This is a genomic window from Arthrobacter sp. UYNi723, from assembly GCF_054057635.1.
The window spans coordinates 36802-61443 of record NZ_JBSRZM010000027.1 but is presented as its reverse complement, the minus strand read 5'-3'; the positions used below and the strand labels follow the sequence as shown (position 1 = coordinate 61443).

At 66.2% G+C, this 24642-nt stretch carries 25 protein-coding genes and 1 pseudogene; 20 read left to right on the top strand and 6 right to left on the bottom strand.

Annotation, left to right across the window (positions count from 1 at the left end):
* The first annotated feature begins 131 nt into the window (after positions 1–131).
* Complete coding sequence (locus tag ACVWY0_RS18190; RefSeq protein ID WP_485837913.1) at positions 132–524, top strand: DUF1761 domain-containing protein; 393 nt, start codon at positions 132–134, stop codon at positions 522–524.
* A 51-nt stretch (positions 525–575) separates the two neighbouring features.
* On the opposite strand, the gene ACVWY0_RS18185 is transcribed toward ACVWY0_RS18190, so the two are convergent.
* From ACVWY0_RS18185 to ACVWY0_RS18175, 3 genes are all read right to left on the bottom strand, one after another.
* Positions 576–1175: a hypothetical protein gene (locus tag ACVWY0_RS18185; RefSeq protein ID WP_252601791.1), complete on the bottom strand. Its 600-nt coding sequence runs from the start codon at positions 1173–1175 to the stop codon at positions 576–578.
* Positions 1176–1234: 59 nt separating this feature from the next.
* Positions 1235–2560, bottom strand: a complete 1326-nt coding sequence (locus tag ACVWY0_RS18180) for a carboxylesterase family protein (protein WP_485837912.1) — start codon at positions 2558–2560, stop codon at positions 1235–1237.
* Positions 2561–2670: 110 nt separating this feature from the next.
* On the bottom strand, positions 2671–3159 hold the full coding sequence (locus ACVWY0_RS18175; protein ID WP_056347687.1) for an inorganic diphosphatase: 489 nt from the start codon (positions 3157–3159) through the stop codon (positions 2671–2673).
* 154 nt (positions 3160–3313) lie between these two features.
* Between ACVWY0_RS18175 and dacB the strand changes: the two genes are divergently transcribed.
* The 17 genes and pseudogenes from dacB to ACVWY0_RS18090 form a co-directional block, all read left to right on the top strand.
* Positions 3314–4798 (top strand): D-alanyl-D-alanine carboxypeptidase/D-alanyl-D-alanine endopeptidase, encoded by a 1485-nt coding sequence (dacB, locus tag ACVWY0_RS18170; protein ID WP_485837911.1) that lies wholly within the window; start codon positions 3314–3316, stop codon positions 4796–4798.
* Positions 4799–5308: 510 nt separating this feature from the next.
* Positions 5309–6280, top strand: coding sequence for a hypothetical protein (locus ACVWY0_RS18165; RefSeq protein ID WP_485837910.1), 972 nt, complete (start codon positions 5309–5311; stop codon positions 6278–6280).
* Between the two features lie 131 nt (positions 6281–6411).
* Positions 6412–7545, top strand: coding sequence for a zinc-dependent metalloprotease (locus tag ACVWY0_RS18160; protein WP_056347689.1), 1134 nt, complete (start codon positions 6412–6414; stop codon positions 7543–7545).
* 114 nt (positions 7546–7659) lie between these two features.
* Positions 7660–8730 carry a tRNA lysidine(34) synthetase TilS gene (gene tilS, locus ACVWY0_RS18155; protein WP_485837909.1) on the top strand — a complete coding sequence of 357 codons (1071 nt, stop codon included), beginning with the start codon at positions 7660–7662 and terminating at the stop codon, positions 8728–8730.
* Between the two features lie 30 nt (positions 8731–8760).
* Entirely contained in the window at positions 8761–9312 is a 552-nt protein-coding gene (gene hpt, locus ACVWY0_RS18150) for a hypoxanthine phosphoribosyltransferase (protein WP_463918294.1), read from the top strand.
* A gap of 95 nt (positions 9313–9407) precedes the next feature.
* Entirely contained in the window at positions 9408–10451 is a 1044-nt protein-coding gene (locus ACVWY0_RS18145; RefSeq protein WP_485837908.1) for a LacI family DNA-binding transcriptional regulator, read from the top strand.
* Between the two features lie 189 nt (positions 10452–10640).
* Positions 10641–12707 carry an ATP-dependent zinc metalloprotease FtsH gene (gene ftsH, locus ACVWY0_RS18140; protein WP_485837907.1) on the top strand — a complete coding sequence of 689 codons (2067 nt, stop codon included), beginning with the start codon at positions 10641–10643 and terminating at the stop codon, positions 12705–12707.
* A 10-nt stretch (positions 12708–12717) separates the two neighbouring features.
* Positions 12718–13362: a GTP cyclohydrolase I FolE gene (folE, locus tag ACVWY0_RS18135; RefSeq protein ID WP_485837906.1), complete on the top strand. Its 645-nt coding sequence runs from the start codon at positions 12718–12720 to the stop codon at positions 13360–13362.
* A 10-nt stretch (positions 13363–13372) separates the two neighbouring features.
* Entirely contained in the window at positions 13373–14293 is a 921-nt protein-coding gene (folP, locus tag ACVWY0_RS18130; RefSeq protein ID WP_485837905.1) for a dihydropteroate synthase, read from the top strand.
* Between the two features lie 11 nt (positions 14294–14304).
* Positions 14305–14664, top strand: coding sequence for a dihydroneopterin aldolase (folB, locus tag ACVWY0_RS18125; protein WP_485837904.1), 360 nt, complete (start codon positions 14305–14307; stop codon positions 14662–14664).
* Positions 14661–15200 (top strand): 2-amino-4-hydroxy-6-hydroxymethyldihydropteridine diphosphokinase, encoded by a 540-nt coding sequence (gene folK / locus ACVWY0_RS18120; protein ID WP_485837903.1) that lies wholly within the window; start codon positions 14661–14663, stop codon positions 15198–15200. The genes folB and folK overlap by 4 nt, the downstream gene beginning before the upstream one ends.
* Positions 15201–15203: 3 nt before the next feature.
* Complete coding sequence (locus ACVWY0_RS18115) at positions 15204–15737, top strand: DUF3180 domain-containing protein (protein WP_485837902.1); 534 nt, start codon at positions 15204–15206, stop codon at positions 15735–15737.
* Positions 15718–16230, top strand: coding sequence for a PH domain-containing protein (locus tag ACVWY0_RS18110; protein ID WP_485837901.1), 513 nt, complete (start codon positions 15718–15720; stop codon positions 16228–16230). Before ACVWY0_RS18115 ends, ACVWY0_RS18110 begins: the two co-directional genes overlap by 20 nt.
* Complete coding sequence (locus tag ACVWY0_RS18105) at positions 16227–17798, top strand: PH domain-containing protein (RefSeq protein WP_485837900.1); 1572 nt, start codon at positions 16227–16229, stop codon at positions 17796–17798. Before ACVWY0_RS18110 ends, ACVWY0_RS18105 begins: the two co-directional genes overlap by 4 nt.
* Complete coding sequence (locus ACVWY0_RS18100) at positions 17791–18681, top strand: Rossmann-like and DUF2520 domain-containing protein (protein ID WP_485837899.1); 891 nt, start codon at positions 17791–17793, stop codon at positions 18679–18681. Before ACVWY0_RS18105 ends, ACVWY0_RS18100 begins: the two co-directional genes overlap by 8 nt.
* 1 nt (position 18682) lies before the next feature.
* Complete coding sequence (locus ACVWY0_RS18095; protein ID WP_485837898.1) at positions 18683–19609, top strand: 4-phosphopantoate--beta-alanine ligase; 927 nt, start codon at positions 18683–18685, stop codon at positions 19607–19609.
* A 58-nt stretch (positions 19610–19667) separates the two neighbouring features.
* Positions 19668–20000, top strand: a pseudogene (locus ACVWY0_RS18090) (ANTAR domain-containing protein); the annotation flags it as partial.
* Between the two features lie 47 nt (positions 20001–20047).
* Here ACVWY0_RS18090 and ACVWY0_RS18085 read toward each other — a convergent pair.
* A complete protein-coding gene (locus ACVWY0_RS18085; protein ID WP_485837897.1) occupies positions 20048–20329 on the bottom strand; it encodes a hypothetical protein in 282 nt (93 codons plus the stop codon).
* Positions 20330–20457: 128 nt separating this feature from the next.
* Here ACVWY0_RS18085 and ACVWY0_RS18080 point away from each other — a divergent pair, with 128 nt between their 5' ends.
* Entirely contained in the window at positions 20458–21090 is a 633-nt protein-coding gene (locus ACVWY0_RS18080) for a TetR/AcrR family transcriptional regulator (protein WP_485837896.1), read from the top strand.
* Here ACVWY0_RS18080 and ACVWY0_RS18075 read toward each other — a convergent pair.
* Positions 21087–21989: a serine hydrolase gene (locus ACVWY0_RS18075; RefSeq protein WP_485837895.1), complete on the bottom strand. Its 903-nt coding sequence runs from the start codon at positions 21987–21989 to the stop codon at positions 21087–21089. The genes ACVWY0_RS18080 and ACVWY0_RS18075 overlap by 4 nt on opposite strands.
* 232 nt (positions 21990–22221) lie before the next feature.
* Between ACVWY0_RS18075 and ACVWY0_RS18070 the strand changes: the two genes are divergently transcribed.
* The gene (locus ACVWY0_RS18070) at positions 22222–23700 is read left to right on the top strand and encodes a DHA2 family efflux MFS transporter permease subunit (protein ID WP_485837894.1); all 1479 of its coding nucleotides are present in this window, start codon (positions 22222–22224) and stop codon (positions 23698–23700) included.
* Positions 23701–23784: 84 nt separating this feature from the next.
* Here the strand turns inward: ACVWY0_RS18070 and ACVWY0_RS18065 are convergent, their stop codons facing one another.
* Positions 23785–24615, bottom strand: coding sequence for an alpha/beta fold hydrolase (locus ACVWY0_RS18065; protein ID WP_485837893.1), 831 nt, complete (start codon positions 24613–24615; stop codon positions 23785–23787).
* Positions 24616–24642 lie beyond the last annotated feature (27 nt).

Here is a 24642-nt window from a genome sequence, read left to right as displayed (position 1 = left end):
CGCGCTACGGACTCCGCAATCTGCACACTATCGGCCATACCACGAACTTACCCGCCCCAACAATGAAAACCTAGGTTATTTTGACGCGTGTCCTAGCATCGGGCTATCACCCCTTGAAAGGCGGATGCCCCATGGACATCAACATCAACTGGCTGGCCGTGCTGCTGGCCGCCCTGGCGAGCTTCATCGTGGGAGGGCTCTGGTACTCGGTGCTCTTCGCAAAGGTATGGCAGCGCGAGGCCGGCGTGACGGATGAGCAGCTGAAGCACGCGACCGTACGCGTTTTTGTGGGCTCGTTCCTGCTCGCGGTGGTGATGGCGGGGGTGCTCGCGGCGTTTATCGGCGACGGCGGTGCCGGGTTCGGTGCCCTCGCTGGGCTGTCTACTGGCGCGGCCTGGGTGGCAGCCGCGTTGGGTGTCAACTACCTCTTCGAACGCCGCAGCCTCACGCTGTTCGCCATCAACGCCAGCTACAACATCGTGACCTTCACGGCGATGGGGGCAATCATTGGCGCCATGCAGTAAGGGCGCCTTGCAATAGGCCTTTCAGCAGTAGGCGGCGTGAGCTACCTGGTTTCAGCGCACCTCAAGGATGAGCGCCAGCAACCGTGCAGCGGCGGGGCGGGCAGCGTGTTCCTCGTTCCATTGGGACCGGGCCACTGCTTTGCTGACGGCCTGGGTGGTGATGCTGAGTTCCTGGGCCACCGCTTTCTGCTGTCCGCGGACGCCGGGAGTCATGAGGTCCAGCACGCGCCATTCAGCCCCGGATCTGTCCCGCACTATATGGCCCAAAAGCCGCAGCACGGCCTCGGCTTCGTGGGCGACGTCCGCCAGCGGTCCCTCCACAGCAACCGGGATGCGTTCCTTGCTGTTCCGGAGCCGGTCCACCGCGCGCCGGGCATAGATCAGGCCGTGGCCGGAGGCATCCTTGATCTGGTTGGGAAGCGGCTCATTGACCGGTCCGACGCCGAGCCCCACGTACCAGGAGCCGCAGCGCAGGGCGATCAGGGCAGCCTCCACGGCCTGATGCGGGCAGTCCACAATGCCCTGGACTTCATCTTCCACCGACCGGTCGAAATCCAGGCGCGCGGGTATGTGCCGCAGGTCCTTCAGCAGCTGAGGGACGCGGTCGCCGTCGCGCCGGCTGTCGGTCTGGTTGATGGTCAACGTGAACATGTGAAACACAGACTACCGGCTGGTCTCTGGCTCAAGGCAAGTCGGCGAGGCCTGCAGGACTACATCGAGCGGTACGCGAGCGCTCCGGGAATCCCGCCCGTCTCACCCAATCCGTCGCCGCGGGCAAATCCGGCCCACAGCCGGCGCACTTCGCGGCCCACGGCGTCGATCTCATCCCAGGTTGCGCCCTTGAGGAGCCCGGCAGCGGCCCAGGTCTGTTGGTTTCCGAAGAGCAGCGGCAAATCAACGGTGTGTGCGGCGCGGTAGAAGTTTCCCGGTGCGCCCCAGGACAGCAGATAGCTGTAGGCCTTGCCTCCCGCGCGGGCGTGACGGCGGGCAAACTTACGGGCGGATCTGCCGTAGACCGCCTCCGTCACCGCCCAATTAATGGCCCGCACGGCAACGCCGCCCAGACCGGGGATCTTGCCCAACCGGCTGACCACGGGACTGCGGGGCAGGAACAGCCGTGCCTCGTCGGAGGTGTGCCCGATCAGCACTTCGATGCCCGGGGCCGTGGCGTTCCAGGCGGCCTCAACACGTGATTCCGGCGGCAGCGGGGCGTGCCCGTACTGCGTGCCGAACGGCATGGCTGCCATCAGGCCAAACTTCCGGGCCACTTGTGACACGTGGTCTTCGATGGCCACAACGTCCAGCATCGGGGTGTCCTCCGTGACGGCTTCGGCGGCGATGCCCATGGCACGGCTCATCTTGTGCCGGCCGCGGGTGATCCCCAGCGGTGCACTCTGGATGATGGCCCGCTGGAACAGGGCCGGCGCTTCGGGCGTTGCCATGAGGTGGGCTACGGAGTCGCCTCCCGCGGACTGCCCGAACGCGGTGATGCGCCCCGGGTCCCCACCGAAGGCCGCGATGTTGCGCTGCACCCACCGGAACGCTTCCAACTGGTCCAGCAGGCCGAGGTTCGCGGGCCGGCCGGTGCCAGTGGCCAAATATCCGAACAGGCCCAGGCGGTAGGTCACGGAGACCACGATGACCCGGTTCTCAGACACCAGGGACGTGGCATCAAAGATCGCCAGGTCGCCGGAACCGGACGTGTAGGAGCCGCCGTGCAGCCACACCATGACCGGGACGTGCTCGCCGTCGGCAAGCCCGGCCGGAGCCGTGATCGACAGGCGCTGGCAGTCCTCACTTCCGGGGAGCTCGCCGTACCGGGTACCCAGGACGTCGTCCAGGAACGGAACGGGGCCCTGCGGGCAAGCGGGCGACAGGGTAGTGGCGGCAAAATCGGCAGTCCAGTCGGGCGCGGTCACCGGAGGCTGAAAGCGGCCCGCGGTGGCGTAGGGGATACCGGTTGCGCGAACCACCTCACCGTCCCGCCACCCGTTGATCGGACCGCACGGGGGATTAAACGAAGGCTCGGAACTCACAGGGCAACGATTCCACAGTTTCCTGAGTGTCCGTTCGCGCCGGGGAGCGGATTAAACAACGACGGCGGGTGCCGGCTCTCGCGAACCCGGCACCCGCCGTCGGCCTGGCGCTAGTGCGCTGCCGGCACGTAACGCTTGATGGAGGCTTCCAGCTCGGCCTCGGCGGCGGCGCGGTCGCCCCAGCCCTCAGCCTTGACCCACTTGCCCGGCTCCAGGTCCTTGTAGCGGGTGAAGAAGTGCTCGATTTCCTTGATCAGGAATTCGCTGACGTCGCTGATTTCCTGGATGTGGTCAAAACGGGCGTCAACCGGGACGCACAGGACCTTGGCGTCGCCGCCGCCGTCGTCGGTCATGTTGAAAACGCCGATGGGGCGGGACTCAACGATGACGCCGGGGTGCAGATCGAAGTCCTGCAGGAGCACCAGTGCGTCCAGCGGATCGCCGTCTTCGCCCAGGGTGTTCTCGAAGAAACCGTAATGCGTGGGGTACTGCATGGAGGTGAAGAGGACGCGGTCCAGGCGGACGCGGCCGGTCTCGTGGTCAACTTCGTACTTGACTCGTGATCCCTTGGGGATCTCGATGGTCACGTCATGCTTCATGGAATGCTCCTCGGCAATTGCAGGGGGTTCGCGGCACAGGAGACGAACAACAAAAAGGAGTGTCGGTGCCGCCGACTACTATTGAGGATATAGCGAGAGGCCCAGGTTTCAGGAACTTGCGGGGAAATTTCAGGACTTGAGGACCAGCACCAGCATGAAGGAAACATCGGGCCCCGGCGCGTTCCGGCGCACGGTCCAGCGCGGACTGCGTGCCTGGCCCACCGCGCTGCTCCTGGCCGCGATCGTTATGCTGGCCCTCCCCTCCGCATGGCTGGTTGCCCCTGCTTTCGTCAGCCCGCCTCCCGCGGCGACACCCGAAGTGCCCGCCTGGCAACAGCCCCCCACGGCGCTTTCCGCCCGAAACGGCCTTTCTCCGCTCACGGAGTCGGCGCCCGTGCCGCTGGCCTCCGCCGTTGCCGGGCAGTTGGACGGCTTGTTAAAGCCCGACGGCGACGGCAGCTTCACGGGGCTGGTCCAGGATGCGCTCACGGGCCAGGTCCTGTTTGACCGCGGCGGTTCGGAGAGCCGGATCCCCGCCTCCAATATGAAGCTGCTCACCGCGGTGGCCGCCCTCCGGGCAGTCGGGCCGGATCACCGTTTCAGCACCAAGGTCCTGGCCGGGCCCGCTGCCAATCAGGTGGTGCTCACCGGCGGCGGCGACGTCCTTCTGGGTGCCGGAGAATCGGCGCCCAACCAGGTGATGGGCCACGCCGGGCTCGCCAACCTCGCCACCGCCACCGTGAACGCGCTCCAAACCGCAGGAACAACCGGCGAGCTGACGGTCCTGGTGGACGACTCCCTGTTCACCGGCCCAGCGCTGAACCCCGCGTGGGCAGACGGGGACGTTGCCGCGGGCGAGGTTGCCCCGCTGTACCCGCTTGCGCTGAACTCGGCGCGCTTTGACCCGGCCGTGACCACCGGCCCCCGCCCGCAGGACTCAGCAATCACCGCCGCCGAGGCGTTTGCCGCGCAGCTCAAGACGGCAGGTGCCGCTGCGGGATTCACGGTAGCGGCCGGCGTCGAACGTTACACCGCGCCTTCGGGCGATGCGCCCTCAGCAGAAGAGCCGGCGGTCCTTGCCGAGGTCCAGTCCGCCACGGTCGGCCAGCAGGTGGACCTCATGCTGCAGACCTCGGACAACTACCTGGCGGAGGTCCTGGGCCGGATGGCCTCGGCGGCTGCGGGTGAGCCCGCCAGCAACGACGGCGCCACCGGAGCAGTCCGCGCACAGCTCGCGGATTTGGGCATCCCTACGGACACCATGCGGCTCGCGGACGTGTCCGGGCTGGCGCTGGCCAACCAAGTCTCTGCCCGCCAGTTCGCGGAAGTGGTGCGTGCCATCACCAGCGGGACCGACACCCGTTTGCGGGCCGCGCTGGATGGATTTCCGGTCGCGGGGCTGACCGGAACACTGGACACCCGCTACGTCGATGGCTCCACGGCCCGCGGCGCCGGCCTGGTGCGGGCCAAGACCGGGACCCTGAATTCGGTCATCGCTCTCAGCGGCTTCGTGGTGGACGCCGACGGCCGGCTCCTGGTCTTCTCCTTCATCGGCAACGACCTGAAGCCTGGCGCCGCCGGGAACAGGGAAGCCCTGGACCGGGCCGCCACGGCGCTCGCTGCCTGCGGCTGCCGCTAACCTGCTCCTACCGCAACCGGGTTCCTACCGTAACCGCTGCCCTGCGCCGAAATAGCGGTGCCGGGCAACACCGTTCGTGCGAGTCCTGACCGCTGTTATGCGGGCAGGATCTTTTAGGAGCACGTACTTGCGGCGCGGCGGGCGGAAAAACAAGTACCGGCTACTCGTGACACTTGACGGAGGCCAGCCCTAGGCTCAACCACACGCGGGGCTCCGCGTTTGGCAACGCAAAGAACATCCGCCGTCGAAACGTCATGAAGGGGGAGGCTGGTGTCCATTTCCGATCAAATTCCGTGATGCCGTCCCGACCCACTCCCGCCAAGACGCGGAACGGCATGACCTTGTGCTCGAGGCCGCGCGTTCGGCGGCTCGCCGCGCCCCATAGAGGGCGTCTTCGGATCGCCTCAGACCCGGCACGGTTTCGACAGCGCTGCCCCTCGGTGAGCTCCGAAACGGGGCGCCCGTGGCAGTTGCTGAAAGCAATATATTCCGACAGCGAAGGCCACAATCATGTTCCAGCCAAGTAGGCGACTATTAACCCTCAGTTCCGCTTTCACGCTGCTCCTGACGATGTCGACTGTGGCGTCGTGCGCGGCGCCGGATGCCGGGCAGGCTCAGCCCAACTCCACCGGCACTTCGGAGCCGGTATCGCCGTCAGGGTCACCGACAGCGACAGCGCAGGCGCCAGAGCTGTGCGGGCCAGGGTCTGCGGTCAACTTCGACAAGACCGCCTTCCAAGGCTCTCCGACGATCGACAACAAGTGGTTTCCGCTAAAGCCAGGCACAACGTACACCACCACCGGCACGGTCGCCACTGAAGATGACACCACCGAGCGGACGGTTACACACACCGTAACTGGCCTGACCAAGGTCATTGACGGTGTGAAAACCCTGGTGATGTGGGACCGCGATTACCAGGACGGGGCGCTGGTTGAATCGGAGCTGGCCTTCTTTGCCCAGGATAACGCTGGAGCGGTTTGGCTCTTCGGTGAGTATCCCGAGGAGTTCGAAAACGACAAATTTATTGGGGCGCCCAATACTTTCATCCACGGGATTTCGGGGAGCCAAGCCGGAATTGCAATGCAAGCGCAGCCACGGACCGGCACGCCGGAATATGTTCAGGCTCACGCGGCTTCAGTGGGTTTCCTCGATTGCGCGCGTGCCTACGAGGAAAACGTAGCGATATGCGTCCCCACCGACTGCTACGGAGGCGTGCTGGTGATTAATGAGCGCAATCCGCTGGAACCGGATGTAGGCCACCAGCGTAAGTTCTATTCAGCCGGCACTGGGCTGGTAAGGGTGACAGCCGAGGGTGGCGTGAAACAGGAAACCCTGGACCTCGAAAAAATCGAACAGCTCTCCGACGCCCAACTGGCCGACGTCAATAAACAAGCACTTGAGCTCGACCGGCACGGATATGAGGTCAGTAAGGACGTCTACGCCCAGACGGCTCCTGCCGAAGTTGCAACCAAGACTCCGTGACGCGAGTGAAGGACAGCGCAATCCGCCGATTTCTGAAACGAACCACAGGTGCAGGTCACGGATGCCCCGAGCCGTTCGCCGGTCAGCGAACTTAAGGACCATCCGCCGTCCGCTGTGATGTGATGGGGACTATGGAGTCCACTGCGCGTGATTCGTCAGCCCCGGCATCATCCAGCCCGGCCCAGGCCCTGATCAACTGGGACCTGGCCGCGTCCACGGCGGCCCGGCTGGCCTCGGCGGGGCCAACCCTCAACTCGGCGGAAATCGGCGAAGCCGTGGACAGCCTTCGCCGCCTCGCGGACGCCTCCGTCCCGCACGTCCACGAAATCACGGGCCTCGAAGCCGCACGGGACCTCCGCGACTCCTCTGTCCTGGTGGTGGACCGTGCCAGCTGGGCCAAGGCAAACACGCAGAGCTTCGCCGTGATGCTCAAACCCGCCATGGACAAAATGCTCGAAAGCCGCCGCGGCAACGTCAGCCCGGCGGCGGCCAGCGTCAGCGGCGCCATCACGGGCAGCCAGCTCGGCGCTGTCCTGGCGTTCCTGTCCAGCAAGGTCCTGGGCCAGTACGATCCCTTCGCCGCGCTCGCCGAAGGTTCCAAAGCGCCCGCCGCCGGCCGCCTGCTGCTTGTGGCGCCCAACATCGTGGCTGTGGAGCGCGAGCTCAACGTCGCGCCGGACGATTTCAGGCTCTGGGTCTGCCTGCACGAACAGACTCACCGGGTGCAGTTCGCGGCTGCGCCCTGGCTCCGCCACCACATGCTTTCCGAGATCGATAACCTCAGCGGGCACCTGCTGGGCAACGTTGATTCGCTGATGGAACGTGCCTCCGCCGCCGCGCGTTCCCTCAAGGACCGGACCGCCACCGGCAATACTCCCGGCCGCGGCGCCATCCTGGACCTGCTGCAGAACCCCGAGGAAAAGGCGTCACTGTCCCACCTGACGGCCGTGATGAGCCTGCTGGAGGGGCACGCCAACGTGGTGATGGACGCCGTCGACGCCAGCATCGTCCCTTCCGTCAGGACCATCCGGCAGCGCTTCACCGACCGTGGCAAGGACCGCGGCGTGATGGAGAAATTCATCCGCAGCCTCCTGGGCCTGGACGCCAAGATGCGCCAGTATTCCGACGGTGCCAAGTTTGTCCGTGCAGTGGTGGACGTGGCCGGGATGGAGGGCTTTAACCGGGTGTGGGAATCCGCGGACAACCTCCCCACCGAGCCCGAAATCCACGACGCCAAGCTGTGGGTTGACCGGATGGGCCTGTAGGTGCCGCACGCCCCAAACGTGCCGCACGCCCCAAAGGTGCCGCACGCCCGCACGGCTTCAAGCGGACGACGACGGCCCGGCCGGCTCGCGCCTGTCGTCGGCAAGGCGCGCAAAATGGTCCAGAACGCGCTGGCGGACGCCGGCTATCCGGCGAAGGTGCTGGTGGCCTGCAGCGGTGGCCCGGATTCGCTGGCTCTCGCGGCGGTGGCGGCCTATTTCGCCCGCCGCGGCCACGTTGACGGGCACCCCCTGACGGTCGGCGCGGTGGTGGTTGACCACCAGCTGCAGGATGGCTCGGCCCATGTGGCTGCGGCCACAGTCCAGACACTGAAGGAACTCGGTCTTTCCCCGGTGGACCTCCGGACTGTCACCGTCGCCAGCACCGGGATGGGCCCGGAGGCCGCCGCCCGGGATGCCCGCCATGCAGCGTTGGAGGCTGCGGCCCAGGAGCACCGAGCCGCCGCCATCCTGCTCGGCCACACGCTGGACGACCAGGCCGAACAGGTCCTGCTGGGCCTCGCCCGCGGCTCCGGCACGCGCTCGCTGGCTGGAATGCGGCCTGCCCGCGGCCTGTTGCTCCGGCCCTTCCTCGGCCTGCGCCGCGCAGACACCCTGGAGATCTGCGATGTCGAAGACCTCGAGCCCTGGCACGATCCCAGCAATGCAGACCCGTCGTTTGCCCGCTCCCGGACACGGGTGGAAGTACTGCCGATGCTCGAGGAAAAACTCGGGCCCGGCGTGGCTGAATCTCTGGCCCGGACAGCGTCCATCCTGCAGTTGGACGCCGACTATCTGGAGGACGTGGCAGATCGCACATTTGCAGCCTTGGCCGAGCGGTCCGGACCGGAGGTCAGCCTTCCGGAGGAGGCTTTGGGGGAACTTTCCCCGGCCATCAGGTTCCGGGTCATCGCCAAGGCAGCGGCCGACGTCGGGGGTCAACAGCCCAGCTACCAGCGCCTTCTGGCGGCGGAAGCGCTCCTGCGGCGACAGGGTTCCGCCGGCCCCGTTGAGCTGCCGGGAGGCGTGAGCGTGTACCGGCTCTCCCTCGCCGAGCTGGCCCAGCGGGACGCGGCGGAAACGCGGCCCGGGATCCCGGACGGGCCCGACGGCGGCGCCCCCGTTCCCCGCGAAGCGGCCCGCTGTGGGAAGCTAGTATTCCGGCCTCAAAAACCGCCCCAAGAATAGTCGCACCCCGCATCTACACAGGAGCCATTGGTGGATTCAAACGACGTCCAGGCAGACCTCAAGCACGTTCTCTACACCAAGGAACAAATCCAACAGCGGATCGGCGAGCTCGCTGCGCAGATCGACAAGGACTACGAAGGCCGCGAAATCCTTCTGGTCGGTGTACTCAAGGGTGCTGTGATGGTCATGGCCGACCTCGCCCGCGCGCTCCACAGCCACGTTTCGATGGACTGGATGGCAGTATCGTCCTACGGCTCCGGCACCCAGTCCTCGGGTGTTGTCCGGATCCTCAAGGACCTGGACACGGACCTGATGGGCAAGGACGTCCTGATCGTCGAAGACATCATTGACTCCGGCCTGACCCTGTCCTGGCTCAAGACCAACCTGGAATCCCGCGGCACCGCTTCGGTGGAGATCTGCACCGCCTTCCGCAAGCCCACGGCCGCCAAGGTGGAAATCGACGTCAAGTACGTCGGCTACGACATCCCCAACGAGTTCGTGGTGGGCTACGGCCTGGACTACGCCGAGAAGTACCGCAACCTGGACTTCGTGGGCACCCTCGCCCCGCACGTTTACGAGTAGCCACTCTCGCCGAGATGGCAATTCACGGCAGTCGCACCAACGGACACTGCCGTGAAATGCCATCTCGCTGCATTTAAGCGGTCGGGGGAGAGAAGTTGAGCAACAAGAACATTGGCATCAAGGACGTCGCAGTCGCCGCCGGAGTGTCCGTCACTACCGTCTCGCACGTGCTGAATGATGTCTCGTACGCGCGGATCAGCAGCGAAACCCGGGCGAAGGTGAAGTCTGCAGCGGCGCAGCTCGGCTACGGCCCCAACCGCCTGGCCCAGGCGCTCCGTACGCGGCGCACGGGGTTACTTGGACTGGTCAGTGAGGACATCGCCACCACGCCCCATGCAGGCAGGATCATTCTTGGCGCAGACGACGCGGCGCGTGCCCGCGGCTACAACCTCATGATCGTCAATACGTCCGGATCCGCGAGCCCCGAATCCAGGGATGCCGACGTCGAGGCCCTCCTGGAGCGCCGGGTTGATGGCATCCTTTACGCCACCATGTACCACCGCCACGTGCAGCTGCCCATCAACCTTGGCAGCGTACCGGCGGTGCTGGTGGACTCCGTCAGCACCGGCGGCGGCATCACGGCTGTGGTGCCGGACGAGGAGCGCGGTGCCCGCGCCGCCGTCGGAATCCTCCTGGCCGCCGGCCATACCCGAATCGGCTTCATCAACAACACCGACGACGTCCCCGCCACCCGGGACCGCCTCCGCGGCTTCCGGGCCACACTGACGGAGGCAGGGCTCGACGGCGACGCGGCACCTGTCGAATCGGAGCCCTCCGAAGTGCAGGGAGGCTATGCGGCGGCCCGCCGGATGTTGGGGCGTGAAGACAGGCCCACCGGGCTGTTCTGCTACAACGACCGGATGGCCATGGGCGCCTACCGGGCCGCGGCGGAGCTGGGGCTGTCCATCCCCGGGGACCTATCCGTGGTGGGCTTCGATGACCAGGAACTCATCGCGGCAAACCTGTACCCGGGCCTGACTACGGTGGCCCTGCCGCACTACGAAATGGGCGCCTGGGCGGCCGAGAACCTGATCGACGCCATCGAGGGCAAGACGGACCTGGCCCTCATGGCGCTCCACCCGACCATCCTGGACTGCCCGCCGGTACGGCGCGATTCGGTGGCGGCGCCCGCGCGCTGACCCGTTGGCTGACCTGGGGAGTTCCGCTTTGCCTCCCACATCCCGCTACGCCCAGAGGGAACTTTTGCGCTACACCGTGCGTGAATTACTCCGAACGGTGTATAGCTAGTAGCTGATGCAGCACCACACGCGCGCAGATCCACTCGCCGTGCAGCACTACCAGGAGGGACGGGGCCAGCCCCCGAACAGATGAAAGCTAAGAGTTTCTTCAAGGGCCCGGGCATCTGGATCGTTGTTGTGATCGCCATGCTTCTCGTGGCTTTTGCAACACTGGCTCCCGGTGGTGCGGCACGGATCGACACGGACAAGGGCCTTGAGCTCCTTGCCGACAGTGGCAAGGTTGAACAGGCAAAGATCTTCGACGGCGAAAACCGCGTTGACCTGACCCTTAAGGACAACCTGGATGTCAACGGCCAGGACAAGGGCAAGAGCGTCCAGTTCTTCTTTGTCGACGCCCGCGCCGCCGACGTCGTCAAGGCCGTCACGGCTGCCAAGCCCGCCAACGGCTACACGGACCAGCCGATCGAAAGCAACTGGTTCTCCGGCCTGCTTTCGCTGCTTATCCCTGTCATCCTGCTTGGTGCGCTGTTCTGGTTCCTGATGACCCGGATGCAGGGCGGCGGCTCGAAGATCATGCAGTTCGGCAAGTCCAAGGCCAAGATGGTCAACAAGGACATGCCGCAGGTGACCTTCGTTGACGTAGCCGGTGCAGACGAGGCTGTGGAGGAGCTCCAGGAAATCAAGGAGTTCCTGCAGGAACCGGCCAAGTTCCAGGCCGTGGGCGCCAAGATCCCCAAGGGCGTGCTGCTCTACGGCGCTCCGGGAACCGGCAAGACCCTCCTGGCCCGTGCCGTCGCCGGCGAGGCCGGCGTGCCGTTCTTCTCCATCTCCGGCTCGGACTTCGTGGAAATGTTTGTCGGCGTGGGCGCGTCCCGTGTCCGCGACCTCTTTGAGCAGGCCAAGGCCAACTCTCCGGCCATTATCTTTGTGGACGAGATCGACGCCGTCGGCCGGCACCGCGGTGCCGGCATCGGCGGCGGCAACGACGAACGCGAGCAGACCCTCAACCAGTTGCTGGTTGAAATGGACGGCTTCGACGTTAAAACCAACGTCATCCTTATCGCTGCCACCAACCGCCCCGACGTCCTGGACCCGGCCCTGCTGCGTCCCGGCCGTTTTGACCGCCAGATCTCGGTGGACGCCCCGGACCTGATCGGCCGCGACCAGATCCTGCAGGTGCACGCCAAGGGCAAGCCGATGGCCCCGGGCGTTGACCTCAAGGCTGTGGCGAAGAAGACCCCGGGCTACACCGGTGCGGATCTCGCGAATGTCCTGAACGAGGCAGCCTTGCTGACCGCGCGCTCCAACGCCAACCTCATCGATGACCGCGCCCTGGACGAGGCGATCGACCGCGTTATGGCCGGCCCGCAGAAGCGCAGCCGCGTGATGAAGGAACACGAACGCAAAATCACCGCGTACCACGAGGGCGGACACGCCCTGGTGGCGGCCGCGCTGCGGAACTCGGCGCCGGTCACCAAGATCACCATCCTGCCCCGCGGCCGTGCCCTGGGCTACACCATGGTGGTCCCGGAGAATGACAAGTACTCCATCACCCGCAACGAACTGCTGGACCAGATGGCGTACGCGATGGGCGGCCGCGTGGCGGAGGAGATCGTGTTCCACGATCCCTCCACGGGAGCCTCCAATGACATCGAAAAGGCCACCTCCACGGCCCGCAAGATGGTCACCGAGTTCGGCATGAGCGAGCGTGTCGGCGCAGTACGCCTGGGCCAGGGCGGCGGCGAACCCTTCCTGGGCCGCGACGCCGGGCACGAGCGCAACTACTCGGACCAGATCGCCTACGTGGTGGATGAGGAAGTGCGCCGCCTGATCGACCAGGCGCATGACGAGGCCTACGCCATCCTCACCGAAAACCGGGATGTCCTGGACCAGTTGGCCCTGGAACTCCTGGAACGAGAGACCCTCAACCAGGCCGAGATCGCGCACATCTTCACGGACATCCGCAAGCGTGACTTCCGCGACGTGTGGCTGTCCAAGGAGACCCGTCCGGTCCAGCAGGCCGGCCCCGTGGAATCCCGCCTGGAGAAGTCTGAGCGCGAAGCTCAGGAGGAAGCCAAGGAGGCCCGTCTCGAGGAACCGCTGGACGCGCTGCCGCCGCACCCGCAGGGTGTCCCGGATGACGCCGCGTTCCAGGGTGGCATCCCCGACTCGGGGCCTGACGCCACGCACGGCTAAGCTTTCTCCTGTGACTCACTTCGACGACGACGACGCTCCCGCCTCCGCCGGACACCCGGCGGAGGACGGCTCCCACCACAAAAAGCACGAGAAGGTGGACCGGCCCCGGATCGAGGCGGCCGTCCGTGAAATCCTCATTGCCATCGGCGAGGACCCGGACCGCGGCGGCCTCGTAGACACCCCCCGACGGGTGGCCAAGGCCTACGCCGAGGTGTTCGCGGGACTGCACCACGATCCCGCGGACGTCCTCTCCACCACGTTCGACCTGGACCACGAAGAACTGGTCCTGGTCAAGGACATCCCGTTCTACTCAACGTGTGAGCACCACCTCGTGCCGTTCCACGGGGTTGCCCACGTCGGCTACATTCCCTCCCATGACGGCAAAGTGACCGGACTCAGCAAGCTGGCACGCCTCGTGGACATCTACGCCCGGCGCCCCCAGGTGCAGGAGCGGCTCACCACCCAGATCGTCGAAGCAATGGTCAGCCACCTCAAGCCGCGTGGCGCGATTGTCGTAGTCGAATGCGAACACATGTGCATGTCCATGCGCGGTGTCCGCAAGCCCGGAGCAAAGACCGTCACCAGCGCGGTCCGCGGGCAGCTTCATGACCCGGCCACCCGTGCCGAAGCCATGAGCCTCATCCTCGGAAGGTAAGTATCAGACCATGGACTCACTCGCTGCAGCCCCGGGAACCGGGCCCGCAACATCTCCGCTGCCCATCCTGCGCAAACCGCGCCCGGCCGCGAAATTCGCGGACCTGCCCACCGGCCGCACCCTGGTCATGGGCATCCTGAATGTCACCCCGGACTCCTTCAGCGACGGCGGAAAGCACCCGACGGCGGACACTGCCATCGCGGCGGGCCTGCGGATGTTCTACGCCGGAGCGGACATCATCGACGTCGGCGGCGAATCGACGCGCCCCGGCGCGGAGGACGTCAGCCCGGAGGAAGAACAGCGCCGGGTGATCCCCGTTATCGAAGCCCTGGTCAAAGCGGGCGCCCTGGTCAGCATCGACACCACCCACGCCGCCACGGCCGCCGCTGCCCTGAAGGCCGGCGCCGCCATCATCAACGACGTCTCCGGACTGACCATCGAGCCCGAAATGGCCGAGCTCGTTGCGTCCTCCGGTGCGCCCTATGTCCTCACGCACCGGCGCGGTGACGCCCGCACCATGAACTCCCTGGCGGAATACCAGGACGTGGCCGGCGAAGTGGTGGCTGAACTGGCCGGCGTCCGCGACAAGCTCTACGCAGCCGGCGTGAGCAAAGAGCAGATCATCGTGGACCCGGGTCTGGGCTTCGCCAAGAATGACGCCCAGAACTGGGAGCTACTGCAGCACCTGGACCAGCTGGAAAGCTTGGGGCACAAAGTCCTGGTGGGCGCCTCCCGCAAGCGTTTCCTGGGCACGCTCCTGACCGTCGCCGGCAAGTCCGCCGCCCCGGAAGAGCGCGACGACGCCACGGCCTCCATCACCGCGATCAGCGCATTCCGGGGGGCCTGGGCCGTCCGTGTGCACGACGTCGCTCCAAGCCTTGACGCCGTCAAGGTGGCCGCGCGGATGGCCGCCGCCCCTACCACCACCTAGGCCGGGCACCCATGGACAGGATCACGCTGAGCGGTGTCACCGCCGTCGGCCATCACGGAGTCTTCGATTTCGAGCGCCGTGAGGGCCAGCCGTTTGTGGTGGACGCCGTGCTGCATCTGGACTTCACCAAGGCCGCAGTATCGGACGACGTCCGGGACACTGCCCACTACGGCGAAGTGGCTGAGCGGATCAAGGACTGGATCACGGGGGAGCCGCTGAACCTGATCGAGGCCCTGGCCGTCCGGATCGCCGACGGCCTGCTCGACGAATTCACCATCCAGGCCGTGGACATCACCGTCCACAAGCCCAAGGCACCCATCGAGGTGCCCTTCGGGGATGTGGCTGTCAGCGTGCACCGGGAGAGACCATGAGCGGCGGGTACACCAAAGCCGTCCTGGCCCTCGGCAGCAACCTGGGCGAGCGGAACGACACCCTGTCCGAGGCCGTTGCCGACCTGGTCGACCCGCCGGAGGTTCGCCTGCAGGCCGTTTCCCCGGTAGTGCAGACCAAAGCCGTGGGCGGCCCGGCCGGCCAGCCCGACTTCCTGAATATGATCATCACCGTGGAAACCACGCTGTCCCCGACGGAACTGCTGAAGCACTGCCAGGCCGTGGAAAACAAGCACCTCCGCGTGCGTGAAGTGCGCTGGGGGGCGCGGACGCTCGACGTCGACATCATCACCTACGGCGACCTCACCAGTGACGACCCCGTGCTGACCCTGCCGCACCCGCGCGCCGCCGGACGCGCCTTTGTGCTGTATCCGTGGTCGCTGATCGAGCCGGCGGCCACCCTGGGCGGGGAACGCATCAGCGAGCTGGCTGCCCGTGCCCCCGACTTTGACGACCTCGCCCCGTTCGACGGTTACGGCGACAACGACGGCGTCCCCACAGCCGGGGCGGTCGAGTAACCGGTGAAGCCCATCAATCCTGTCCGCCTGCTGCTGATCGGCCTGGTCCTGACCGTGGCAGGCTGGTCAGCCACCGTGGTGACCACCCGCTACAGCATGGCCACGCCCGTTCTTCCGGCCACCGCGCTGGCCACCATGGGCGTGATCATTGCCATCACATTGATTCTTGGCATCCGTGTGCTCCGGTGGCGCAACAGCACCAAACGCAAAAAAGCGCTGGACCCGATCCTGGCCGCCAGGACCCTGGTGCTGGCCCAGGCGTGCACCTACGCGGGCACCGTCCTGCTGGGCTGGCATGCCGGGATCTTCCTGGACCAGCTGCGGATCTGGAACCTGCGCAGCGACCAGGGCATCACCTGGGTGGCCGTCGCCATCGCCGTTGGCGGCCTGGTGATGATCGTCGTCGGCCTGCTGGTGGAGCGGTTCTGCAAGATCCCGCCGGAAGACAGCGATGTAGCCCCCGGTGAGGGGAAACGCGGCCGCGGGGTACGCGGCGAAGCCGCAGGGGAAGGCGAATATGCGTACAGAGGCGATTGATCCGCCGGGCATTACCTGGCAGCGGGTATCCCCGAAATACGTTACGGTTCGGCTGGTGCAGTGGGCCATCGGGAACCTGGTCACGATGACTGTCCTGACCCTGCCCCTCGTTTTTGTCCTGCTCGGCTGGTGGCGGTGGCCGCCGCTGTGGCTGGCCATCACCGTCCCGGCGGTGACCCTGGTCCTGGCCATCTGGCGGCTGGTGCTGATCCCGCGCCAGGTGCGCGCCATCGGCTATGCCGAGCGCGACGATGACCTCCTGATCCGGGGCGGCATTTTCTTCCAACGGACCATGACGGTTCCCTACGGCCGTATGCAGTACGTGGACATCGGGGTGGGCCCGGTAGAACGCGGGCTGGGACTTTGCACCCTCAAACTCCACACCGCCTCACCCGGAACCAACGCCACCATCCCTGGGTTGCCCGCCGCGGAGGGGGCACGCCTGCGCGAGCAGCTCGCCGCCCGCGGTGAAGCGAGGCTGGCAGGGTTGTGACGGCAAACGTTCCGGAGGCCGGCGCACCGAGTGCGGTTCCGGTAGCGCCCGACGGCGAGTGGCTGCGTGTGCACCCGGCATCCCCATTTGTGCGCGGCTGGGTGGCCCTGGCGGCCATTGGTTTCTTCTTCGGGCGGGACTATTTCGAACGGTTGCTGCAGGGCCGTCCGCTCTTCGAGGAGGACTTCGCCGGCCGGGCACCCTGGCTCGTGGCCGGCGGCGGCATCGTGCTGGTGGTGACCGTGCTGGGCTTCATCCTGACCTGGTACTTCACCAAATACCAGGTCTCCGAAGGGTACGTCCGGGTCAACTCCGGCTTCCTCTTCCGGCAGCAGCGGCAGGCCAGGCTGGACCGCGTCCAGGCCATCGACATCGTCCAGCCCCTCCTGGCCAGGATCTTCGGCCTGGCCGAACTCAAGTTCGAGGTGGCCGACGCCGGTGAATCGGCCGTCAAGCTGGCCTACCTGCGGATGGACGACGCGCGCCAGCTCCGGGCCACCATCCTGGCACGCGCCGCAGGCGTGGTCCCGGACCCGGCCCGGCCGCAGGAGGCCGCACCCGAGGCGCCCGAACATCCGGTCCTGTCCGTGCCGCCGTCGCGCCTTATCGGTTCCCTGCTCCTCAGCGAGCAGAGCTTCTTTGTGGTGCTGGGCGGCATCGCCTCCGTGATCCTGTCCGCCGTGACGGACAACCGCGGCTTCTTCTTCTACCTGATCCCGGCGGTGCTGGGCCTTGCCGCCAGCTACTGGGGGTCCTTCAACAAGGGCTACAACTTCACCGCGGCCATTTCGCCGGACGGGATCCGGCTCCGCTACGGGCTGCTGGACACGCAGGCGCAGACCCTGCCCCCGGGCAGGGTCCAGGCGCTGAAAGTGGCACAGTCCCCGCTGTGGCGGATCTTCGGCTGGTACCGGATCCAGGTCAACGTGGCCGGGTACGGCGCTGTCGGAAGCAACGGCGAGACGTCGTCCCGGACCACGCTGCTGCCCGTGGGCCAGCTGCCCGACGTGATGTCCATGCTCGCACTCGTGCTGCCGGACCCCGGAACGCCGGAGCCCGGACGCATCTTCGCTGCCGGGATCTCGGGATTGGATTCCGACGGCGGATTTGTCACCACGCCGCACCGCGGCAGGTTCCTCGCGCCGCTGGGCTGGCGCCGCAATGGCTTCGCCACCACTGACACCGCCCTGCTGATCCGCTCGGGCCGGTGGTGGCGGGAACTGGTGGTGGTCCCGCACCAGCGCACTCAGTCAATGGCACTGCACCAGGGTCCGCTCGCCCGGCGGTTCCGTGTGGCGGACCTTGTCCTGCATACCACGGCGGGGCCGGTCTCGCCACGGCTCACCCAGGCCGGACTTGACGAGGCTCGGGGCCTTTTTGATGCCCAGTCCGCCCGCGCCCGGCTCGCCCGCAAGCGGCAGACCAGTGAACAATGGCTGGCAACGGTGGCGCCCGCTCCGGTGGTTGAGCCTGTCGAAACCGCTAGTCCGGTGGTTGAGCCAGTCGAAACCTCGGTGGTTGAGCCCGCCGAAACCAGTCCCCAACAGGAAGGCCCGCAACGTGGCTAAGCCCGGGCGCCTTGGCGTCGGAATCATCGGTGCCGGGAAAGTGGGCGCCGTCCTTGGTGCGGCGTTGCGCTCAGCCGAGCACGCCGTCGTCGGGGTTTCCGCGGTGTCCGAGGCCAGCCGTGAACGGGCGGAGACGCTGCTGCCCGGCGTGCCCATCCTGGAGATCCAGGAGATTGTGGAACGGTCTGAACTGGTGCTCCTGGCCGTGCCCGACGACGCCTTGGCCGGACTGGTGGACGGACTCGCCAAACTCGGGGCGTGGCAGCCCGGACAGATCGTGGCGCACACCTCAGGCCGGTTCGGCGTGGGGGTGCTTCGCCCGGTGCGCGCCGCCGGAGCCATCCCCCTTGCGCTGCACCCCGCCATGACGTTCACGGGCATGAGCCTGGACCTGACACGACTGCTGGATTGCACCTTTGGCGTGACCGCTGATGCAGCGATGCTGCCCATTGCCCAGGCGCTGGTAGTGGAGATGGGTGCCGAACCCGTGGCCATCGCCGAGGGGGACCGGACGCTTTACCACACGGCCCTCGCCCATGGCTCGAACCATATGGTCACCCTGGTGGCGCAGGCTTCGCAGCTGCTCCGCGACGTTGGCGTCGACGCGCCGGAGCGGATGCTGGGGCCTTTGCTGCGGGCCACGCTGGAGAACGCGCTCGCCTCCGGCGAATCGGCGCTGACCGGGCCGGTGGCCCGCGGCGATGTGGGGACAGTGGCGGCCCACGCCGAGGCGTTAAGGGAGTACGACGCCGGTGCGCACGGCGATGTGCTGGAGGCCTACCTCGCCATGGCCCGCGCCACGGCACGGCGGGCCAGCAGCCGGGGGCTGCTCAAAGAGGATCAAGTGGGGGCCCTCCGCGCGGCCCTGGAAGAGGGAAACTGACATGGCCACGCAACTGGTGACAACTGCCGCGGAGCTCCGGGCGGCGAGTGCCCGGCTGCTCGCGCAGAAGGCGGGCAGGTCCCAGGGCCTGGTGCCCACCATGGGCGCGCTGCACGAAGGCCATGCCCGGCTGGCGCGGACCGCCGTCGAACAGAACGACGTAGTGGTGGCGTCCATCTTTGTGAACCCGCTCCAGTTCGGCGATGCGGTGGATCTGGACCGGTACCCCCGCACGCTCGACGCCGATCTTGCCCTGCTTGAGGAACAGGGCGTGGACCTCGTGTTTGCGCCTCCGGTGGAAGAGGTCTATCCCGGCGGCGAGCCGCTGGTCCGCGTGACCGCCGGCTCCCTGGGGGAAAAGTGGGAAGGCGCCTCACGGCCGGGCCATTTCGACGGCGCCCTCACCGTGGTTGCCAAGCTGCTGCACTACGGCATCCCCGGCTCAGGGCTTCCGCCGGCCGGTGCTTTTGCCTCAGGCGGCGGGGGACTGCCGGCCTATCGGGCCTATTTCGGGCAAAAGGACGCCCAGCAACTGGCGCTGGTGCGCCGTATGGTGGCGGACCTGAATTTCCCCGTCGAAATTGTTGCCGTGCCCACCGTCCGGTCCGCGGATGGGCTGGCCCTGTCCAGCCGCAACCGGTTCCTCTCCGCAGAGGAGCGCGAGGCCGCCCTGGTGTTGTCACGGGCGCTGCGGCTCCTGGCGGAGCGGGCAACTGCCCACCAGCCGCTTGATCTGGAATCGGCCCGGGCCATGGTTGAATCGCAGTCGTTGGTGGGACTGGACTACTTCGACGTCGTGGATCCGCTCACCCTTGAGCCGCTGGCCGAGAACTGCCGGAACGTCCCGCTCCGCGGCGAAGGCCTGGCTCTCATCGCCGCCAAGGTGGGGCCGGTCCGGCTGATCGACAACGTGCCGCTGAGCAGCTGATATGTAGCGTCCGGCTCCTGGCGCGCAAGGCCCCGAATCCCTGTCCGTCCATCTGTGCATGGGTATGCTGAAATTGTTGCCCCAGACCCTGGCATCGCCTTATTTTCGGCGTACTTCAGGAGGACCAATTTCACCCAGGGCACCACACACTCCCTCTGCAGCTACCCCCAGCCTTTTGTGCTGTCCGGATAATGTCTTTCCGGCGCAGCCGCAGGAACGCACCATCAGGGAAGCGGTCCTGGTCAATGAGCAGCTGCAGCTCGCGTTGAACACCCGCGTGCTGATTGAGCAGGCCAAGGGCGTCATCGCCCATACCGCCGGGGTGGACATGGACGCCGCGTCCAACCTGCTGCGCAGCCATGCACGCGCCAACAGCCAGAGCCTGCATGCGACAGCCGGGCGCGTTGCGTCCGTAGGAAGGCGCAGGTGCTTACTGCTCTACTGTGTTGACTCACTATTGGGGTCGCGGTTGATCATCAGCTGTTGCAGGAGTGCACGCTCAGGCTTGCCGGGGTTCTGGGCCACGCAGCGGCGCAACCTGGCCCGGGCAAGTTCCTCACCGGGAGCCGTTCCGCGGAGCACTTCATCAATGATTTCCTGTGCTTGCCACCGCAGGGATTCCCGGGCGAAGTACCGGACCTCGGCGGACGCAGCGGTACTTTCTATCCACGGGTCAGTGTCGGCACACGGGATAAAATCGAACATTCGCTCTGCTGACATCGGGGCCTCCTTGCACCAAGCCGACGAGGCCTTTTAAGCGTCCCATCGGCGTCATAGCACTGCGTCTGGGAAAAACATTACAGCGAGTCAGACCGGTCTGTCTGCACCTGGAGTAAACTATTCCTACGATGATTTTCGATGCAGACCACGCTGCAGAACCCGCGCTGTCTCCTGCGGATTTACCCGCCGAGGCGGCAGTTGTTCCTGCCGATTCCCGGGGCCGGATCCTGGCTGTGGCTTATGAATTGTTTTCCCGCCGCGGTGTGCGGGACGTGGGTGTTAACGAACTGATCGAACGTTCCGGCGTCGCCAAGGCAACGTTCTACCGGCACTTCCCATCCAAGGACGCGCTGGTGCTGGCTTTCCTGGAGCAGCGGGACCAGGTATGGACAGTTGATTCCATCGTCGGCCAGGCCAAACTGCGCGGCACAACCCCCGCCGAACAACTGTTGGCTATCTTCGACGTCTTCGGCGACTGGTTCCTCCGCGACGACTTCGAAGCCTGCTCCTTCATCAACATCCTGCTGGAAATGGGCCCGGCCCATCCGCTTGGCCAGGCCAGCATCGATTACCTGGCCAGGATCAGGGGCCACGTGCAGGCCCTCGCGGAGCAGGCCGGGTTGGACCGCCCGGAGGATTTCGCCCAGTCCTGGCACATCCTCATGAAGGGGTCCATCGTCTCAGCCACCGAAGGCGACACCCAGGCGGCGAAGCGGGCCCAGCAGATGGCCGGCTGGCTGATCGAGCACCACCGCGGTTAACCCGCCGGAAAGAGCGTCCCTTCGACTGCCCGCGTCAGATCGTGGATCATTTCGGTGCGTTCGGCCTCGTCGGTGCTATCGGCGCCTTGGGTGAAGATCACCAGCGCATACGTTGTCCCGCCATGTTCCAAGAGGGCTGCGTCATGGAGGTTTCCTCCAAGCTGGCCGTATTTGTGATAGACGGTAATGCCGGGCCCCGAGGCGGCGGGGATTAGTTCCTCGTTGTTGGTTTCCTGCATGTACCCCAGCAACTGCGCGGTGTCATTGGGGTTAAGCAGCTGTCCGGCGTAAAGCTTCGTCAGGACCTGGGCCACTTCCCCGGGAGTCAGCCGGTTGTCTTCGGGATCGTAGGCGATGCCAATCGAGGCTGCGTACTGGATCAGCCGCTGGTAGCCGATCCTGTCCATCAACAGGAGCCAGGAATCATTGTTGCTGCTGTTGATCATGGACTTGAGCTGGAAAGCGGCAGTGTAGTTCCCCAGCGTCTCATCGAGTCGCGCTTCACCGGCCTCCACAAGTTTGAGATAGGCCGCTGCGGTGATGAGCTTGGCAGTGCTGGCCGCAGGATAGGCCGCCGTGTCGCCGAAAGCGCGGACCGGTCCGCCCGCTGTATCCGCGACGGCCACGCCAACGCGGAAGCCGGAGGCCCTGCTGATAATCCTCGCGGCGCTCCCGTCCTCGGCGTCTGCACCCACCGCGGCCATGGCGCCAACCGGCCCGGTCCCGGCGAAGGCGGCATTCACGGTTCCGGTGACGCCCTCAGAGCGGACCACGGCTGAAGTGACGGCAGCCAGCAAAACCATCACAGCGGCAGCCAGCGAAAGAACCAGCGACAACGGGCTTCGGCCAGCGCCGTGGTAGTGGCGGCCTGCCGGATATGCGGGGGAGTACGCGTCCAACTGGGGCTCCTGCCTGACCGCTTGCGCGGTCGAACATCGCTAGAGGCCCCAGCCCCGACTCATAACTAAGTTCGCTGATTAAATCACGCCGGCCGGCCAAAGCGACCGCCCAGGAACAGCCTTTGCGAAAGAAGAATCCTGTGCGCCGGAATTACTCCGGACGGTAGAGTGTTGGAATCTGCAGCGACGATGCTCGCGAGCCACTTCATTCTTACTCCCTGGGGGAACACCCATGTCTACAGAAGTCTCTTCGAACGCCTCCGGGCAGCCCGGGCCGGCAGCGGGGCCGAAGTCCGCCGCACCGGAGAAGATGTCCCGCGAATCGGTGACCATTATTGCCACCTTGCTCGTGGCGACTTTTGTGGTGATCCTGAACGAGACCATCATGAACGTTGCCCTGCAGCGGCTGATGGTTGACCTGCGCGTGGATGCGCCCACCGTCCAGTGGCTCTCGACCGGCTTTATGCTCACCATGGCCGTGGTCATCCCCACCACCGGGTTCATCCTCCAAAGCCTGTCCACGCGGGCCGTCTTTATGCTGGCCATGGGACTGTTCGCCGGCGGCACCGCCCTGGCTGCGGTGGCTCCCGGTTTTGAAATCCTGCTCCTGGCCCGCATCGTCCAGGCCGGCGGCACGGCCATCATGCTTCCGCTGCTGATGACCACCATCCTCACCCTGGTCCCGCTGGCCAAGCGCGGCGCCGTCATGGGCAACGTCAGTATCGCCATCTCCGTGGCGCCGGCCATGGGTCCCACCGTCTCCGGGCTGATCCTGGAGCACTTCACCTGGCGCTTTATGTTCGTCTTTGTCCTGCCAGTCGCCCTGGCCGCGCTGGCCATCGGCGCCAAGTACCTGACGAACGTGGGCGAAACCGAGAAGACCAAGCTCGACTTCCTCTCCGTACTGCTTACAGTTCCTGCCTTCGGTGGCCTGGTGTACGGTCTCAGCCAGATCGGCGGCGGCCACGGCGGCCAAAGCGGTCCGAGCACCGTGGCCATCGCCGCGCTGGTCATCGGCGTCGCCAGCCTGACGGTCTTTGTGCTCCGCCAGCTCCGGCTGCAGAAGGCCGAAGCCCCGCTGCTGGACCTCCGCGCCTTCAACTTCAGGATGTTCACGGTCTCCGTGCTGCTGATGGTGGTGGCCATGATGGCGCTCTTCGGCGGCGTGATCCTGCTGCCGCTCTACCTGCAAGAAATCCGCGGACTGGGTTCGCTGGAGACCGGGCTCGCGCTGCTTCCGGGCGGGCTGGCGATGGGCCTGCTGGGCCCGTTCATCGGCCGGCTGTTCGACAAAGTGGGCCCGCTGCCGCTCACCGTTACTGGTTCCGTACTCATGGTGCTGGCCCTGTGGCAGTTCTCAATGCTCGACGCCGGCACTCCGGTCTGGTGGATCGTCACCCTCCACGTGGGGCTCAGTTTCGGCCTGGCGCTGCTGTTCACCCCGGCATTTACCACCGGCCTGAACCCGCTGCCGCCGCATCTCTACTCGCACGGCTCGGCGATCATGAGCACCGCCCAGCAGGTAGCTGGTGCCGCTGGCACGGCGCTGCTGGTGTCCATCTTCGCCGTTGTCTCGGCCGCGTCCGGGCTCGTTGCCGGCATGAGCGCAGCGTTCCTGACGGCGACCGTCATAGCCCTCGCCGCCGTCGTACTTTCCGCGATGATGCGCAAAACAGAAGGCGCCGCCCCGGGCCACGCCGCCGGCCACTAGCGCTCCAGTGATCGAGCCTGTCGAGATCCAGGTTTCGACAGGCTCAACCACCGGACGTCACTTAACCACCGGGAACCACCGGCGCTAGCCGGCGAAGAAGTCGCTCAGCTCGGTGATGAGCTTGTCCGGGGCGCGGAGGACGCCGTCGTGGCCGGCCCCCTGCAGGATGGTGTAGCTGGAGCCGGTCAGGATGTCGTGGATCTGGCCGCAGGCAACACCGAAGTACGCGGGACTCTTCTCACCCACAATAATCAGCGTTTCCAGGGGCAGCTCCAGGAACGGCTCGGCCGGCATGTCCGCTGCGATGATGGCCTTGATTTCCCGGACGCCGGTGCGCATCAGTTCACGCATCTGCTTGCCCACGTGGGTGCCGGCGGTGAGCTTGTTGGCGATGGTGAGCATGGACAGCGGCATCCGTGAGAAGGCGCCGGTCTCCAGGCCCTTGGTGAGCACGGCCAGGGCGCGGTCGTCGTCCCCGGCAGCCGTGGCGCGTTCGTATTCAGTGGTCCAGTCGGCCTTCACACTGTGGTTCACGGACACAGCGGGGTCATACACGGCCAGCCGCTCCACAGGAAGGGTCCGGGCCGCGTGCAGGGCCACCGCGCCGCCGAAGCTGTGGCCAAAGACGTCGGTGCTGGACGTGTGTTTCATAACGGCGTCCAGGTCCCGGATGTCCGCGTCCAGGGTGTAATCCTCGGCCTGCGGCGACGACGAACCCCGGCCCCTGCGGTTGAAGGTGTGGACCGGGCGGCCCAAGGCTGCGCTGAGCTTCTGGGCGAACTTTATGTAGTCGGCGGCGGTCACCATGGAGGCCGGGACCACAACCACGCCGGAGCCGGCGGACGCCAGTTCAGCACCCGTGGAGTAGAGCTCCAGCGTGCCGCCGTCGGGGGTCTTGATGTTCTCGCTCGTCATGATCCGAGCCTAGCCGAGCAACCTGCG

Excerpts from the sequence above, each read along its gene's own strand:
- ACVWY0_RS18070 (WP_485837894.1), top strand. The coding sequence starts at position 22,222 with ATGTCTACAGAAGTCTCTTCGAACGCCTCCGGGCAGCCCGGGCCGGCA.
- ACVWY0_RS18185 (WP_252601791.1), bottom strand. The coding sequence starts at position 1,175 with ATGTTCACGTTGACCATCAACCAGACCGACAGCCGGCGCGACGGCGAC.
- folK (WP_485837903.1), top strand. The coding sequence starts at position 14,661 with ATGAGCGGCGGGTACACCAAAGCCGTCCTGGCCCTCGGCAGCAACCTG.
- ACVWY0_RS18160 (WP_056347689.1), top strand. The coding sequence starts at position 6,412 with ATGGAGTCCACTGCGCGTGATTCGTCAGCCCCGGCATCATCCAGCCCG.
- ACVWY0_RS18190 (WP_485837913.1), top strand. The coding sequence starts at position 132 with ATGGACATCAACATCAACTGGCTGGCCGTGCTGCTGGCCGCCCTGGCG.
- ACVWY0_RS18065 (WP_485837893.1), bottom strand. The coding sequence starts at position 24,615 with ATGACGAGCGAGAACATCAAGACCCCCGACGGCGGCACGCTGGAGCTC.
- ACVWY0_RS18110 (WP_485837901.1), top strand. The coding sequence starts at position 15,718 with ATGCGTACAGAGGCGATTGATCCGCCGGGCATTACCTGGCAGCGGGTA.
- ACVWY0_RS18085 (WP_485837897.1), bottom strand. The coding sequence starts at position 20,329 with ATGTCAGCAGAGCGAATGTTCGATTTTATCCCGTGTGCCGACACTGAC.
- ACVWY0_RS18175 (WP_056347687.1), bottom strand. The coding sequence starts at position 3,159 with ATGAAGCATGACGTGACCATCGAGATCCCCAAGGGATCACGAGTCAAG.
- folP (WP_485837905.1), top strand. The coding sequence starts at position 13,373 with ATGGACTCACTCGCTGCAGCCCCGGGAACCGGGCCCGCAACATCTCCG.
- tilS (WP_485837909.1), top strand. The coding sequence starts at position 7,660 with ATGGTCCAGAACGCGCTGGCGGACGCCGGCTATCCGGCGAAGGTGCTG.
- ACVWY0_RS18080 (WP_485837896.1), top strand. The coding sequence starts at position 20,458 with ATGATTTTCGATGCAGACCACGCTGCAGAACCCGCGCTGTCTCCTGCG.
- ACVWY0_RS18095 (WP_485837898.1), top strand. The coding sequence starts at position 18,683 with ATGGCCACGCAACTGGTGACAACTGCCGCGGAGCTCCGGGCGGCGAGT.
- ftsH (WP_485837907.1), top strand. The coding sequence starts at position 10,641 with ATGAAAGCTAAGAGTTTCTTCAAGGGCCCGGGCATCTGGATCGTTGTT.
- folB (WP_485837904.1), top strand. The coding sequence starts at position 14,305 with ATGGACAGGATCACGCTGAGCGGTGTCACCGCCGTCGGCCATCACGGA.
- dacB (WP_485837911.1), top strand. The coding sequence starts at position 3,314 with ATGAAGGAAACATCGGGCCCCGGCGCGTTCCGGCGCACGGTCCAGCGC.
- ACVWY0_RS18165 (WP_485837910.1), top strand. The coding sequence starts at position 5,309 with ATGTTCCAGCCAAGTAGGCGACTATTAACCCTCAGTTCCGCTTTCACG.